The following is a 14685-nucleotide window of genomic DNA, read 5'->3' as shown; positions in this document are numbered from 1 at the left end:
TCCGTGTGGTGAGAAGCTGCCGGGGAGTCAGGTGTCGAGGCGTCAGGGCGCGCTGCGCTGTCGGACCGTCACCCTTGGCGACGTCAGGAACGCTGAGGCACACGCCAGTACTGCCGCTTCTTCTCATCCCGCACAACGACACCGAGCCTCAGCAGCTCCCGGCGCAGCTCCCGGGCATCCTCGGCGTTCTCGCCCTTCTCCCGCGCCGCCGCGCGAGCCCTCAGCAGGGCGTCAGCCCCCTCCGGCAGACCGGGCATACCGGGAACCCAACGCCGGAACTCCTCCCGGTGCGGATCCTCATCCGCCCAGCGGTACCCATGCTCGGCGAAGGCGCCGGAAAGCCGCTGCCACGTCAGATGACAGTCCTCCCGCGCGATCTCCATCCCGTCCGGGCCGAGCAGCACGAGCTGCTTGCCGTCCCGCACCACGAGGTCGATCTCATCGCGCCCGAACTCCTGAGGCGTATCCCTGACGCTGAGGACGACGCGCCCGCGCGAGACACTCACCGCCAGCGACTCATGCACCGCGAGAAGCCCGACGAGCACCCCCAGCACCATCCCCACACCAACGGCACCCAGGGTGCGCCCCGGCTCCGCAATGGAGCTCACCAGCTCGGCCGGCCCCTTCAACGGAGCCCAGCGCAGCGTCACGAGCCAGTCCGCGAGCAACGGAGCCAACCAGCCGACGACAGCCCCGCACCCCACCCAGAAGAGCACCAGAACCCAGACCGACTCGGCGATCACGGTGGCGGCACCGCCCTCCCGCGCGCCGCCGGGCGGACTGCCCTTCTTGGAAAGATCCCCCGTACCCCTCATATCCCCCACACCTACGCTCGGCACCGAGCACCGTGACCCGGCATCGTGCCGAGTCTGGAGGCAAGCCGTAGGCCCCGTCATCGTCCGTTGGTCTACGGCACCTGCAACTTTGGTCGTCCCGGCCGTCCCGGCCACCGAAAACAGTTCTCGGCGCCCGGGCGTGATGCCCAGGCGCCGAGGCCCGTATCAGCGAGCTACGTAACACAATCCCAGTCGATCAGTGTCCGCAGCTGGAGCCGGTGTGGTTCCACTGTCCGCCCGCATTGCCCTCACCGTTGATGGCATTGCCCAGCAGGCCGTTGAGAATCCCGACCTGGCCGAGGATGTCGACATTCAGGTCGTGAGACTTGCACCCGCCGTGGTCATGCGAGGGCTGGGCGGTGGCGGTGCCGGTGGCTATGAGGCTGAGGGTCCCGACCATGGCGGCCGCAATAGCGGCCTTCTGAAGCTTGCGCATTTCTCCTCCTTGATTTGAGTAGAGCGCGCACCACCAAAGATCCACTTCGCGCTCATTTGGGAGGCTAATCCGATATCTCCCGCAGCGCTCTTCGGGGCCGCCATCCGGGCCATGAGGCCTCATCAGCTGGCGATGGCATCTGCCGGTGCCGGTGCCGGTGCCGGTGCCTGTGCCAGTGCCGGGGCCAGCGCCGGAGTCAGGGTCGGAGCCGGGCTCGTGCGGGGGGGCGAGCCAAGTGTCGCGCTCAGGCCCCCCTGCGAGAAGGCAGGCGCACGTTTGCGCTCTCGGAACTCATGGTTATCGAGAAGGTCCGCGGCTCGGGTGTGGCTCGGCAGATCCACGACGAGTTGCTGCGGGACCGCCTGGAGAAACGCGTCGCGCTGCTGGTCGAGCGGGATCACCCCAAGGTTCGGGCGGTGTACGAGGCTTGGGGGTATGAGTGGTTTGGCGAGGTGGTGCCGTTTCCTGATGCTCCGTTGTATGACGCCTTGATCCTCCGACGGGGAACTGGCTGAGACGGGACATGACGAACGGGCGCCTCGCGCTCTAGGCGGGCACGGGGCAATCCACACAGCGGAAGGCTCGAGGGCTGCTGCTTGAGGCGGTGGTGCTTGCCTCGAACTCAGAGAAGCCGCCGCTCTCGTTGCGATACACCACGCCAATCCCGTGTTCAGCCAGCAGATTGCGGAGGTCCTCACGGGGGAGCTCGGGGGTGAGGACCATTAGGTGGAGTGGCTGGTTGTGGGCGATGTTCCGTAAGTGGTGTCGGGCTAGCAGGAGTTGAGTCATGGCCTCAGCGATCGATTCGCTGGCCGCGCTCCCTGTTGGCTCATAGACCGTGTTACTCGTTGGGTTGTAGAGCTCGACCATGAGCTGGGCCGTCGCGTCACGCATCGACACTTCAAGCTGGCCGATCGTTTCTCCTGCAGCGAGAGAGCTCTCTTCGAAGGTATCCGCCAAGTCATCGCGAGCAGCGGCTACTTGGTCGGCGTCGGACAGCTGCATCTGCTGGCGTCTCTGACGCCGATAGGCGCGGGTGAGCCTGGCTGCGGTGCGGTTGAACCGGGAGTGGGTGTTGCTGGCGCGTGGAAGGGTGTCCTCTTCCCGTCGGATGTGTAGGCCAGTGGGGCGTAAGCGGAAGACGATTACGTTGCGATCTGCGCCTAGTTCATCCTTGGCCTCCCGTATTTCGAACGGCTTGCGCTCATCGACCTTGAATTCACCTATGTACATATGTGTCCGGGTATCGGTTCCGGGAACCTTACCCACGGCGACAAACAGGTGCAGGGTGCGACCCTTGTCGACGTGCTCCAGGATTGACTTGTTGCCGCCTTCTAGGACTTGATCACCGCGCTTCCCGGCGCCCGTATATGTGAATATGGGGCCGACGTCGTCGTCCTCGGCGAGCCACCCGTCGCGGTACCCGAAGCGCTCCCCGACCTTGCTGTCGGAGAAGATGAGAACGTTCCTCTTCTCGACTGCTGGGCAGATCCCGGCGTAGCCGGCCCCGCCGAGTACGGGATGTATTTCTGCGCGCGTGAGGGTTTGGCCGGGGCGAAACCCGGACGTGTGGGTCGTCATGATCCAAGGCTAGTGGTTTCAGTGGGCATGGAGTGATGGATCTGACGCCAATCGCTCACGATGACATGGTGATGGTGTGCGGCCCAGGTGAGGATGGGTGCAATGAGTGACGCAACGGCGACGGTCATAGCGGGTGGCATCGCTCTCGTAGCAGCAGTCATCGGAGCTGTGATCGCGGGGAGGTACGCCGAGCGTGGCGCAAAGGCAGGTGGACGCAAGGCTGTTGAGGCCGCGCTCGCACAGGTTCAGGGGCAAGCGGCATCGGAGCACTGGCAGTGGGTGCGTAGCCAGCGGTACCAGTCCTTCGCTTCTCTCCTCGCGGCCTACACGGCTCTCGATGAAGTGCTTGCACGCATCACGCCTGAGGTCAGGGGCAGAGTCCCCCTTGATGTAGCCACTAGAGACGAACTGCGGCAGGCGGCGCTGGAACTGCAAGACAGGACAAGCCTCTTGGCGTTGTGGGGACCGGATGAGGCAAGGATGCTGGCGTATGCCTTGACGCGGAAGGCAGTTGCGGCGGTCGGTTCCTTGCTTCAAGTAGAGAGAGCGACTTCCGAAGGAAGAATCCCTGAGTGGTCGAACTATGAACAGGCGAGGAGTGGCATGAATGAGACCTATGCCGCCTTCCTCCAGAGAGCCGGAGAGATAATTCGTGATCCCATGCAGACCGTCAGTTAGACACGGGTTGCTGGTTTGGAAATTGCTCCAAAGTGGTGTGTGCTGAGCATGGCAGTGGCTGGAGAAGCTGCCATCGGAGTCATGGCCGACGGGTCTGAGCGTCGAGCCGGCTAGCCTGCAGCGATCGCCGAGTACGACCACACATCTGCAGGCAGCTCGTAATGCAGTCGCCAGGTGATGGCCATGGGCTTGCTGCCTTCGTGCTGTACGTAGGTCGCTGGGCCGAGCAGCATCCACGGTTGGGCCTTGCCGATGTCGGTGTCCTTGTAGCGCCGCATGAACAGCAGTACGTGGCTTCCGCGTTGGAGGTGCTGTTGGTACCGCAAGCCCGTGGGTGAGGTATCTGCGGTTGTGCTCTGCGACTCCCAGTGGAAGAGGGAGAGGGTCAACGCGTAGTCCTTGTACCGGACGGTGGGTGAGAAGTCCTTCTCGTTCTTCTCGAGGGTGATCAGTAGTGCGTCCGTCTGGTTCGGCTCGTCCCACAGGACACCCTGTGCAAAGGACCCGGGCATCTGACCGCCCAGGCGAGCGACCCCAAGCGCGGCCAGGATCTCCGAGCGGTTGTACGCGCTATGAATCTTCAAGGGGATATGCGCGTGCGGGCCTTCCAAAGGAATGGGGAAGTGGTCGACTTGCCCCATCACGTGGTCGAGTACCTGTCGCAGCTCGCTACGGAGGGCTCGCTGCTCACGGAGTGATTCAAGCCCCTGTGCGTAGGAGCTGAACCCTCCAGCCTTGTCCCAAAGGTTGAAGAAGAGCATGCGCGCGTAGGCTTGGTCCCTTGGGTTCAGCGACTCGTACCTCGGTGCATCGTCACTCAACAAGCGGCTGTATGCGTCGGCACGTTCACGGTCGTCGACGTGCAGAAACGCGTGTACACGCTTCAACAAGTCATCCTCGCCAGCCTGTTCAGGTAGCTCTTCCAGGCCGGCTCGGCGCAGGACTGACGTCCACGAGTTACTTGACTTGTACAACTCCCTGATTTCGCGACGGCTCTCCCTGAGATAGTCCTCGAGGAGCGGCGTATCGAAGGCTCTCACTTCCTTGGCGAGGGTCTGAACGGTCGCCTTGATTTGGGTGCGGATATTGTCCAGCACCAATTCCTTGGATTTGCCCTCAAGGATGATCTGGCAGCCGGACGGCAGCATGGGGAAGTCGCGCTCAGCGTGCTCGAGGAGCCGGTTGCGCGAAAGGTTAGTCATCGCGCGGAACTGCTCCTCGAAGCGGAACTCTGCACGGTGCTGCCCGATGAAGTCGAGCACAGTGAGCACAGGCTTGTCCGGCGTACGACGCAGACCTCGACCGAGCTGCTGAAGGAAGACGGTGGCGCTGCTCGTTGGGCGTAGGAGGAGCAACGTATCGACGTCGGGGATGTCCAAGCCCTCGTTGAAGAGGTCTACGGAGAAGATGACTTGGATCTCCCCGGCCTTGAGCTGCGATAGAACGTGGTCACGGACCTCGGGCTTCGACGCGCTGTTCAGGGCAGCAGCCTTGAAGCCGGCGTCTTGGAAGCACTTCGCCATGAAGTGAGCGTGCTTCCTGCTGACGCAGAAGCCGAGTGCCCGCATGCTCATCGGGTCGGACACCTTGTCCCGTACCTGTTTGATGACGATGCGGGCCCGGGCGTGGTCGGCGGAGAACAAGTCGCCGAGCTGGCTTTGGTCGTACGTCCCAGAACGCCAGTTGAGGCGGGTGAGGTCCGTGCCGTCGGGAACACCAAAGTAATGGAACGGGCAGAGGAGGTTGTTGTCGAGGGCCTCCCATAGCCGCATCTCGGCAGCTATCCGTCCTTCAAAGAATGTGTCCTGGACGTTGAGGCCGTCGGCACGTTCGGGAGTAGCGGTTAGGCCAAGGAGTTGCTTCGGCTTGAAGTGGTTGAGGACGCGGCGATACGTCGTAGCCGTGGCGTGATGGAACTCGTCGATGACGATGATGTCGAAGTGTTCCGGGGTGAACTCGTCGAGGCGTTGGTCAGTGAGTGACTGGACGCTGGCGAAGACGTGCTTCCAGTCACGTGGTAGCTCTCCGCTGAAGAGCGCTTCGCCGAAGGATGCGTCATCGAGGACTTCGCGGTACATGCGCAGCGACTGCTTCAGGATCTCTTTGCGGTGGGCCACGAAAAGGAGCCGCGGGTACTGCTTGCCTCCCCACTCCTTGTGCAGATTGCGGTAGTCAAGGGCGGCCATGACTGTCTTGCCGGTACCGGTTGCCGCAACAAGCAAGTTGTGATGGTGACCATGTACCTCACGCGCCACTCGCAGCCGCTCCAGCATGTCGGCCTGGTGTGGGTGGGGCCGAACTTCAAGACCGGAGAGGCTGATCTTGGAGTCCTGGCTGGACGGGGATCCGCCCGCCACGAGCAGAGCTTCGTCCAACTTGTGGGCGTCGCGATCCGGATCGTAGGGCTCAAAAGCGATGTCGTTCCAGTACGCGTCGAAGGTTGCCTCGAACTTATTCAGCACCGCCGGAGTAGCCACTGACGACAGGCGCACGTTCCACTCCAGGCCGTCGAGCAGTGCGGCCTTCGAGAGGTTGGAGCTGCCGACGTACGCCGTGTCGAAACCGCTCTTGCGGCGGAACAGCCAGGCCTTTGCATGGAGGCGTGTCGAGCGGATCTCGTAGTTGACCTTCACCTCAGCGCCGAAGTCGCGGACAAGCCGGTCGAGGGCATGGCGGTCGGTAGCGCCGATGTAGGTCGTGGTGATCACTCGGATCGGGACTCCGCGTTCCGCTGCGGCACGGAGGGAGTCCTCAAGTACCCGAAGGCCGTACCACTTCACGAAGGCGCAGAGCAGATCGATGCGGTCCGCCGTTGCTAGCTCAGCGCGCAGCTCGCTACCGAGGCTTGGATCCTCGGGGGAGTTGGTGATGAGCGCAGTCTCCGATAGTGGCGTGAGTGGGCGCATCGCGTAGACGCCGGGAGCCTCCTGCTCGGCCAGGGCGAGGAGCTGGCGAGGTCCATCGGCGATAAGCTCGACTGCGTCACTGCTTCCGAGGCCAGCAGGGTCGGATGCGAGTGACTCAATGATCTGGTTGGCTACGGCGACGCGCTTGTCCTGCGGGAGCTGACTGAGTCGGCGGCTTACGGCCTGACTGATGTGTCGGGCGAGCACATGAGGTGACGATTCTTCGCTGACCTCGTCATCGATGGCTTTCCAGCCTGATGCATTCAACTGCTCCATCTGCTCCTGCATGCGCTGGGTGACGAGCTCCTCGTAAACACCCGCGACAGGCTGCGACAGATCCATCGGCTGAGCCACGCTGATTTCCCCAATCCCCTCACAGCAATGGCTCTGTTGTAGCAGGCGACGCTGACAGTCCCCATGGACGGCTTGGGGTTCTTGGTATGTGCCGTTGGGGCCGCCCGCTTCTTTGGCAGTGTCGTGCTGCCGCGGGGGAGAAGCGAGCGGGCGGCCCAGAGAGGCGGGTGGCCGAGGTTGGCAGCAGGGAGGTCGGCTGGGTGGCGAGGCGGGGTTGGGGCGCTTTCGCGTATCAGCCCTGCAGCTCCGCCCCATGGCAAGCGCCGTACGGCTGGCCCGAACCGCACCAGCACCCCACCCCCCGCTGCGGCGGCCAAGCCACAGCCCGCCCCCGCGCCGCCAGCGTCGTCGCGTACTGCGGCAGCAGCGTCGCGTCCTCCGGAGAGGCCCCCTCCGATGCCGCGAAGGCCTCGTACGACGGCACCGTTCCCGTCACGATCCCCAGGTTCGGTGTGCCTGAGGACGCCAACTCCCGCAGTGACCCCTCTATCGTCGCCAGGTGCTCCTCATGGGAGGGGTACTCCACCGCCAGCGACGGATATGCGGCCACCAGCTCCGTCAGCTCATCCGCCGTCCAGTGCAGTACCGCCACCGGGAACGGGCGGGACAGCGCCTCCCGATACGCGCCCAGCTCCGCCCGCAGGCGTGAGATCTCCGCCTCCAGTTCCGCCGGGTTTTCGGAGCCCAGGGACCACACGCGCTTGGGGTCGTGGAGTTCGTCCAGGGAGACCGGCATCGAGTGGAGTGTGTCGGCCAGGGCGTCCCACTCGTCGTGGGCGGCGCCCAGCATCCGCCTCACCCTGTGGCGGCCGAACAGCAGCGGGTGCGTGGAGTACGGCGGCTCCGCCACGTCCGTGAGGAGGAGGCGGGCTCCCTCCGTGAACGTCTCCTGCGCCTGCTCCAGCTCGTCGTGTGCTTCCAGGGCCTCCGCGACGATCACCCAGGGGGCCGGGTCCCGCGGGGCGGCGGCTCGGACGCCATCGATGATCGCCCTTGCCTCGGCCTCGTGGCCGTACTCCCAGAGGTTCGACGCCTTGAGGGCTCGTACCAGGTACGGGTTGTCCAAGGTGACGGACGAGGAGAGCAGGCGGTCGTAGAGCGCGGTCGCGGCGGGGCGGTCGCCGGACAGTTCCAGGTGGGCCGCGGCCCTCAGGAGCAGGGCCTCGGCGTCCTCGGGGTAGAGGCCGGCGGTTCGCTCCAGGCGTGCCGCCTCGGCGGTGTGGTCGACGTTTTCGGCAGGCGTGTCGGGGCGCATGGGGGACACCGTACTGCCCATGGCTGACCGAGGAGAGAACAGAGGGAAGAAGAGGGTACAGATATTGCCTGGTCGAGGACGTCGGGCCGCAGCATGCCTTCGTTGCCCTCAGGCCTTCGCCAGGCACAGCAGGATCATGAACGGGAGGGGGACCAGCGTCGTCATGGGCAGCCATCTGCGCGGGCTGTCGTCGCGGCGGAGGGGGCCCAGGATGTTCACCGCCACCAGCGCGGTCAGCAGCATCGCCCCGGTCAGTGCCAGCAGGAACATGATCACGGGCGCGTGGTCGAGCGTGTGGTAGTCGCAGTTCGACATGTCCGGCTTGGTCACGAATGCGTCGCAGCTCGAAGGCAGGTACTTCGTCAGCAGCCAGTAGGTCAGATAGAAGGGGATGATCGCGGGCACTCCGAGGGCCAGGTTCGCCAGCGCAGGCGCCAGCGGGCCATGCCGGCGCCCGGCTCGGTGCCCGCGCTCATCTTCTTCTTCCGCTTCTACGACTGGTTCCGCCACGTCGCACAGGACGTCCCCGGAAAAGCCTCCGGTTGCGTCACGGCAGCGGCCCGTGAGCCGTCGCGTCAGATCACCACCCCGTCGATCAGATCACCACCCCGTCGATCAGATCACCACCCCGTCGATCTGCAGCGTCTGCACCGCCTTCGCCGCGAACGGCACCGCCACCGACTTCCCGCTCAGGAAGGTGTTGGAGTACGACCGGTACTGGTCGCCGCCCGTCGTCACCGTGTTCCAGCGCGGGACCAGGCCGCCGGAGCCGCCGGACACCGTCGTGAAGCGGGACAGGTCGAAGGTGAAGGTCTGGGCGGAGGTGGAGGTGTTCACGGCGACGATCACCAGGCGGCGGGCCGACGCGTCGTAGGCCGCCGCCGCGTAGCTGACGCCCGTGTCGAGGATGCGCATGCCCGGGCGGATGTGGCGGCTGAACTGGGCCATGACGTAGTGCTTGGTCTGGACTGTCGTCGGCTGGAGGGTGTTCGCGTCGTAGGCGATCATCGCCCAGCCCGCTGTCGGGTCCATGACCTGCCAGTAGCACCAGGCCGTCGGGTGCAGCCAGCGGAAGTCGTAGCAGAGGTTGGAGGCCAGGGTGAGGCCCGTGCCGTCGCCGTCGCCCGTCTCCGAGTTCCACAGCTTCTTGCCGGAGGTCGTGACCACGTCCGTGTAGAGGAGGTCGCGGCGGCCGCCCGAGCCCTGGTAGCCGTGCACGTTCACCTGGCTTACCAGGGCCTTGGTGGAGGAGTTGAAGGACGACCACGTCGAGCGGGCCGTGTCGTAATTCGTCTCGTCGGATGCCGAGATGCGGATGCCCGTCAGGCCGCGCTTGTCCAACTCGCTGCGCATGTAGGGGAGTACGGCCGCCTGGACCGCCGGGTCCATGTGGCAGCCCTCCTGGGTGCCGGTGGCGGTCCACCAGGTGGAGGCCGGCTCGTTGAAGGGGTCGACCGTCGCGAAGTTCACGCCCCAGTTGTTCCTGGCGTACAACGCCGTCGCGGCCAGGTGAGACGCGTGCTGGCGGTAGTTCCAGGTCTGGAGGTTGTTGCCGCCGCCCGCCGCGCCGGACGGGTTGTGGTTGCTGCACATCCACCACATCGGGGAGTTGGCGAAGAGTTCCGTGGTCGCGCCGCGCTGCGTCGCCTTCACCAGCATCGCGCGCTGGTTGGCGTCCGCCGTCCATTTCCAGGCCGAGGAGGTGGGGTCCTCGTTGTTCCAGTCCTGCCAGAAGCCCTCGATCTGCTTGAAGGCGGGGATGTTGGGCGACTCGACCATCGACTCGCCGTTCACGCTGTTCCAGCTGCAGGCGCCGAGGTTGTAGCGGGCGATGTTGAGGCCCAGGCCCGGCAGTGTCGTGCCGTTGTAGGTCACCGACTTGGTGGTGAAGAAGAGGTCGGCGAAGTCGTCCCGGGCGCCGAACACGTTGGCCCACCAGGCGAGGGAGGTGCCCCAGCCCTCCCAGGTGCCGTACGACGTGCCGGGGTTGACGGCGATCGTCGCGTCCGCGTGTGCGGTGCCCGTCGCCAGGGCGCTGCCGAAGAGTGCGCCACCTGTCGCCGCCAGCAGAGTTCTGCGTCGGATCATGACTTCTCCGCTTCGATCATCTTTGATCAATGGCCGATCAATGGACATCAATGGCCGGTCGACGGTCGATCAGTGGTCGATCAACTGTCGGTCGTCGAACCGAAGTCGTGGGCCTGTCCCGTTCATGACGACAGGAAGCATCGGGTGTGGCGTGTGAGCTTGTCGAGGGTTCCGACAGCCCTTTCTCAAACCTGTGGAGGAAGTGTTCGGGGTACCGGACGCCCACGGGCCGCGTACCGGAGGTCCACGCGCCACGCACCGGACGCGCACGGGTCTGGAGACCTCGCGCGCCGGCCCCTATCGTGCGGGCGGCCCCGGCGAAGGAGGCTCACGGATGGTGCGGGTTCGTGTCGTGCAGCACAGCGGTCTTCGGCGGCGTGCCCTGCGGCGGCGGGCGCTGTGGGCCGGCGGGGAGGTGCTCGTCAGCGTCGGGGTCGTCCTTCTGCTGCTGGTCGTACATCAGGTGTGGTGGACCAACCGGGAGGCCAGGGAGGGCGCCGAGCGGGAGGTCCGGGCGCTGGAGCGGACGTGGGACGGCTCGGGCGGCGGCTCCCGTACGGGCGTACCGGCGGCGTCGGCCCCGCCCGCACCCGCGTCCGACGGCCCGCCCGAGCCCGAGTGGTCCGGCGGCACCCGGCGGCAGTCCGCCGCCGACCCCGCAGCGGCGCCCGACTGGTCCCGCGCCTACGCCATCCTCACCATCCCCCGCCTCGACCTCCGCGTCCCCGTCGCCGAGGGCGTCAGCAAGAGCGGCGTCCTCAACAAGGGCTACGTCGGCCACTACCCGGGCACCCAACAGCCGGGCCAGGCGGGCAACTTCGCCCTCGCCGGGCACCGCAACACCCACGGCGAGCCCTTCCGGTACATCGACCGGCTCGCGCCCGAGGACACCGTCCGGGTCGAGACGCGGAGCGCGACGTACACGTATGCCGTCGACCGGACGCTGCCGCAGACCGCCACGCATGACGGGAGCGTCATCCGGCCGATCCCGCGTTCCTCCGTCAAGCGGGGCTACGGCTACACGGACCCGGGCTACTACCTCACCCTCACCACCTGCACGCCGGAGTACACGTCGAGGTACCGGCTGGTGGTGTGGGCCAAGCTGGTCTCCATGCGGCCCCGCTAGGCCCTGTCGTCAGCCAAGCCCTGTCGTCAGCCAAGCCCTATGGTCAGCCCCGCTCCCGCAGCACCACCACGCTCACCGCCGCCAGCAGCGCGAGCCCCGCCGAGACCGCCATCGCGATGTCCGCGCCGTGTGCGAGCCCGCCGCTCGTCGAGGTGGCGAGGGCGATGGTCAGGGCCACGCCGGCGCTCGAGCCGATGTACCGGAACGTCTGCTGGGCGCCCGATCCCATCGCGGCCCGCTGGGCCGGTACGGACTCCACCGCGAGCAGCGGCAGCGCGGCGTTCAGCAGGCCGCTGCCCACGCCGGCCACCAGCAGGCCGGGCAGCAGCCGGGGCCAGGAACCCGCGTCGAGCGCGCCCAGCATCGCCAGGGCGCCGCCCGCGTGGAGCACGAAACCGAGGGCGAGCTGCAGGCGCGGCGACAACCGGCCCGACAGTCTGCGCGCCTGCAGAGCCACCGCGAAGGACAGCCCGGACCACAGCAGGAACAGCCACGCCGTGTCCATGGCGGACAGTCCGAGCGTCTGCTGGAGCAGCGCCGGCAGGAAGCTGAACAGCCCGATCACCGCGAGACCCGTGAACAGCCCGCCGGAGGAGGACGCGAGGAAACGGCGGTGGCGGAGCAGGGTCAGGTCGATCATCGGCTTCGCGGTGCGCCGCTCCACCACGACGAAGAGCCCGAGCAGGGCGACGGCCGCCAGGAGCAGCAGGCCCACGGGAGCCCGCAGCCAGCCGTCCCGTCCCAGGGTCAGTGCCGCCACCAGGGCGACCAGGGCCAGCCCGAAGGTGATCGCCCCGGCGAGGTCGGGGCGGCCGCCGCGCACGGATGCCTCTCTCGTTCCGTGAGAATTTCCATGAGAGTTTTCGTCCGAGTTTTCGTCCGAGTCTCCGCGAGACCTTCCGTGCGAACGGGGCTCGGAACGGGGCTCGGAACGGGGCAGCGTACGCGCGGACAAGCCCGCCACGATCAACGCGGCCGCGCCCAGGACGCCGTACGAGACCCGCCAGTTGGGTATCGCGCCGGTGAGGATCGGGCCCACGGCGATGCCGCCGCTGACGAACGCGCCCCACACGCCGGTCGCGTGCAGTCGGCCGCGTGGGTTCGGGAAGGCGTGGGCGATCAGGCCGAGGCTGCTGGCGAGGAGCGCCGCGCTCGCCGCGCCCTGGGCGATGCGGGCCAGCGTGAACAGCCAGGTCGTGGTCGTCAGGGCGCCCAGGGCGGTGGTGATGCCCAGTGCGAGGGTGCCGGCGACGAAGATCCGGCGGCGGCCGTAGTCGTCGGCGAGAGCGCCGGCCACCAGGAGGAGGGCGGCGAGGCCGAGCGGGGTGCCGTTGAGGAGCCAGGCCTGGGCGGAGAGCGGGGTGTGCAGGGCGGCGGCGGTCTGGGGGAGCGTGACCATCGGCGCGGTGTACGTCATCAGGGCCACGGCGGTGGCGGCGCTGGTGAGGGCGAGGGTGGCGCGTGGGTGTGGGGGCGGCTGGGGGGCGGGGGCGGTGCCGGGGGTGGCCTGGGGAGTGGCCTCGTTGCCGGTGGGGAGGCCGGCGGCGAGAGTTCGTTCATTGAACCGTGGCATGCGCCCTACCGTAACACTGTCAGTTCGTTCATTGAACCATGAAGGTGAAAAGGGGTTACAGTGGACGCCATGGCACTGGGCAAGGACTACGCGTCACAGGAGTGCTCGATCGCCCGGGCGCTCGAGATCGTCGGTGAGCGGTGGACGCTGCTCGTCGTCCGCGACGCCTTCTACGGCGTCCGGCGCTACAACGACTTCCTCGTCCACCTCGGCATCCCGCGCGCCGTCCTGGCCGCCCGCCTCCAGACGCTCACCACGGAGGGGATCCTCGAAAAGCGCCGGTACCAGCAGTCGCCGCCGCGTGACGAGTACGTCCTCACCGACCGCGGCATCGCCCTGTGGCCCACGGTGCGGTCGCTCGCCCTGTGGGGCCGCGAGCACTTCGGCGGCGCCCGGCTGCGTTACTTCCGGCACGCCGACTGCGGCACGGAGCTCGGCCCGTACGGCGAATGCCCCGCCTGCGGAACCGTCGTACCGGTCGAGGACGTCCTCATGGAGCCGGGACCCGGACTCGATCCGGACCCGGCGGATCCGGTCAGCCGGGCACTGCTCAAGCCCAAGCGCCTGCTGCAGCCTGTATAACGGGGATGCGGGACAACGGGGATACGAGCCGGTGACAGGGATACGAGCCGTAGGAGGGGAGGGGCGCCGATGATGCGGAGCTGGGCGAGTCTGCGGCCCGCCGCTGCCATGGTGGTGCTTTTCCTCGAGGTCGCGCTGCTCGACACCGGCAGTCTCTCCGCGACCGTCGCGCTCGCCGCGACCGCCGCCGCGAGCTCGGCGTTCGCCGTCTGCTCCCTGCTCGCCTCGCGCGCCGCGCCCGCCGTGGCGCCCACCCGGGTGCGTACGGCCATCCGTGACCGGGCCCGCCGTACGGCTTTCCTGCCCCAACGCGACCCCGACGCCTCGGGCCGGCCACGGCCCAGGGCACCCGGCCACGCCCTCCCGGCGACCGTCGCGTAGGGCACCCGCACCGCAACCGCACCAGGGGCCTGCCCTCGCCCGGTTCGTCATGCCGCCATGCCGATTTCCCGGCATTTCCCATCACTCCGGCACGACGAGACCCTCGGAGGGCTCATCCATGTCCGTTTTCGCTGACCTCGTTCAGCAGCTCGCCGACCTGCTCCACCCGCTGTTCGGCGCCTCCGCGGCCGCCGCCGCGATCGTCCTGTTCACCGCGTTCGTACGGCTGCTCGTGCACCCGCTGTCCCGGGCCGCCGCGCGCGGGCAGAAGGCGCGGGCCGAGTTGCAGCCGAAGATCGCCGAGCTGAGGAAGAAGCACGGCAAGAACCCCGAGAAGCTCCAGCGGGCCGTACTGGACCTGCACGCCGAGGAAAAGGTGTCGCCGCTGTCCGGGTGTCTGCCCAGCCTGTTCCAGCTGCCCGCGTTCTTCCTGCTCTACCACCTGTTCTCGAACACGACGATCGGCGGCGAGGCCAACGAACTGCTCACCCACCAGCTGTTCGCCGTGCCCCTCGGCGCCCGCTGGGCTGACGCGCTCGGCGACGGGGGCGTCTTCGGGGGTGCGGGGCTCGTCTACGTCGGGTTGTTCGTGGTCGTCACCGGCGTCGCGGCGTTCAACTACCGCCGTACGAAGCGGATGATGGCCGCGAATCCGGCGGTGCCGGTGGCCGACGGTGAGCCCGTGCCGGGCATGGGGGCCGTCGGCAAGGTCATGCCGTTCATGTCCTTCTTCACGCTCTTCACCGTGGCGGTGGTGCCGCTGGCGGCCGCGCTGTACGTGGTGACCAGCACGACGTGGAGCGCGGTGGAGCGGGCCGTGCTGTACCGGTGAGCCTACGGTCCAGTACGTGAACCGGGTATTGCGGACTGGCTGTCGACCTTGGAGGAT

Annotated in this window: 14 protein-coding genes; 6 read left to right on the top strand and 8 right to left on the bottom strand. The window is 67.1% G+C overall.

From position 1 onward, the window contains the following. Nucleotides 1–83 precede the first annotated feature (83 nt). Both ACQEV2_RS16065 and ACQEV2_RS16060 read right to left on the bottom strand, forming a co-directional pair. On the bottom strand, nt 84–743 hold the full coding sequence (locus ACQEV2_RS16065) for a YqeB family protein (RefSeq protein ID WP_433040981.1): 660 nt from the start codon (nt 741–743) through the stop codon (nt 84–86). A 289-nt stretch (nt 744–1032) separates the two neighbouring features. Next, entirely contained in the window at nt 1033–1272 is a 240-nt protein-coding gene (locus ACQEV2_RS16060; RefSeq protein ID WP_433040978.1) for a hypothetical protein, read from the bottom strand. 293 nt (nt 1273–1565) lie between these two features. Here ACQEV2_RS16060 and ACQEV2_RS16055 point away from each other — a divergent pair, with 293 nt between their 5' ends. After that, nucleotides 1566–1787, top strand: a complete 222-nt coding sequence (locus tag ACQEV2_RS16055) for a hypothetical protein (RefSeq protein ID WP_433040975.1) — start codon at nt 1566–1568, stop codon at nt 1785–1787. A 31-nt stretch (nt 1788–1818) separates the two neighbouring features. On the opposite strand, the gene ACQEV2_RS16050 is transcribed toward ACQEV2_RS16055, so the two are convergent. Next, nucleotides 1819–2853: a hypothetical protein gene (locus ACQEV2_RS16050; protein ID WP_433040972.1), complete on the bottom strand. Its 1035-nt coding sequence runs from the start codon at nt 2851–2853 to the stop codon at nt 1819–1821. A gap of 102 nt (nt 2854–2955) precedes the next feature. Here ACQEV2_RS16050 and ACQEV2_RS16045 point away from each other — a divergent pair, with 102 nt between their 5' ends. Then, nucleotides 2956–3531 carry a hypothetical protein gene (locus ACQEV2_RS16045; RefSeq protein WP_433040969.1) on the top strand — a complete coding sequence of 192 codons (576 nt, stop codon included), beginning with the start codon at nt 2956–2958 and terminating at the stop codon, nt 3529–3531. Between the two features lie 110 nt (nt 3532–3641). On the opposite strand, the gene ACQEV2_RS16040 is transcribed toward ACQEV2_RS16045, so the two are convergent. From ACQEV2_RS16040 to ACQEV2_RS16025, 4 genes are all read right to left on the bottom strand, one after another. Beyond that, nucleotides 3642–6779 carry a DUF3427 domain-containing protein gene (locus tag ACQEV2_RS16040; RefSeq protein WP_433054477.1) on the bottom strand — a complete coding sequence of 1046 codons (3138 nt, stop codon included), beginning with the start codon at nt 6777–6779 and terminating at the stop codon, nt 3642–3644. 244 nt (nt 6780–7023) lie between these two features. Continuing rightward, the gene (locus tag ACQEV2_RS16035) at nt 7024–8046 is read right to left on the bottom strand and encodes an SEC-C domain-containing protein (RefSeq protein ID WP_433040966.1); all 1023 of its coding nucleotides are present in this window, start codon (nt 8044–8046) and stop codon (nt 7024–7026) included. A gap of 108 nt (nt 8047–8154) precedes the next feature. Then, nucleotides 8155–8556: a hypothetical protein gene (locus tag ACQEV2_RS16030; protein WP_433040963.1), complete on the bottom strand. Its 402-nt coding sequence runs from the start codon at nt 8554–8556 to the stop codon at nt 8155–8157. Between the two features lie 105 nt (nt 8557–8661). Beyond that, nucleotides 8662–10134 carry a beta-1,6-galactanase gene (locus ACQEV2_RS16025; RefSeq protein WP_433040960.1) on the bottom strand — a complete coding sequence of 491 codons (1473 nt, stop codon included), beginning with the start codon at nt 10132–10134 and terminating at the stop codon, nt 8662–8664. Between the two features lie 334 nt (nt 10135–10468). Here ACQEV2_RS16025 and ACQEV2_RS16020 point away from each other — a divergent pair, with 334 nt between their 5' ends. Further along, nucleotides 10469–11260 carry a class E sortase gene (locus ACQEV2_RS16020; protein WP_433040957.1) on the top strand — a complete coding sequence of 264 codons (792 nt, stop codon included), beginning with the start codon at nt 10469–10471 and terminating at the stop codon, nt 11258–11260. Between the two features lie 43 nt (nt 11261–11303). Here ACQEV2_RS16020 and ACQEV2_RS16015 read toward each other — a convergent pair whose 3' ends face one another. Continuing rightward, a complete protein-coding gene (locus tag ACQEV2_RS16015) occupies nt 11304–12833 on the bottom strand; it encodes an MFS transporter (RefSeq protein ID WP_433040954.1) in 1530 nt (509 codons plus the stop codon). A gap of 69 nt (nt 12834–12902) precedes the next feature. Between ACQEV2_RS16015 and ACQEV2_RS16010 the strand changes: the two genes are divergently transcribed. From ACQEV2_RS16010 to ACQEV2_RS16000, 3 genes are all read left to right on the top strand, one after another. Then, nucleotides 12903–13415 (top strand): winged helix-turn-helix transcriptional regulator, encoded by a 513-nt coding sequence (locus ACQEV2_RS16010; protein WP_433040951.1) that lies wholly within the window; start codon nt 12903–12905, stop codon nt 13413–13415. A gap of 69 nt (nt 13416–13484) precedes the next feature. Next, a complete protein-coding gene (locus ACQEV2_RS16005; RefSeq protein WP_433040948.1) occupies nt 13485–13796 on the top strand; it encodes a DUF6412 domain-containing protein in 312 nt (103 codons plus the stop codon). A gap of 118 nt (nt 13797–13914) precedes the next feature. Further along, nucleotides 13915–14628, top strand: coding sequence for a YidC/Oxa1 family membrane protein insertase (locus tag ACQEV2_RS16000; RefSeq protein ID WP_433040945.1), 714 nt, complete (start codon nt 13915–13917; stop codon nt 14626–14628). Nucleotides 14629–14685 lie beyond the last annotated feature (57 nt).

It is taken from the genome of Streptomyces sp. CA-251387, from assembly GCF_050936625.1.
Lineage (GTDB): Bacteria > Actinomycetota > Actinomycetes > Streptomycetales > Streptomycetaceae > Streptomyces.
Note: the sequence above shows the minus strand (reverse complement) of the source record. Positions and strands in the feature narration are given on the sequence as shown.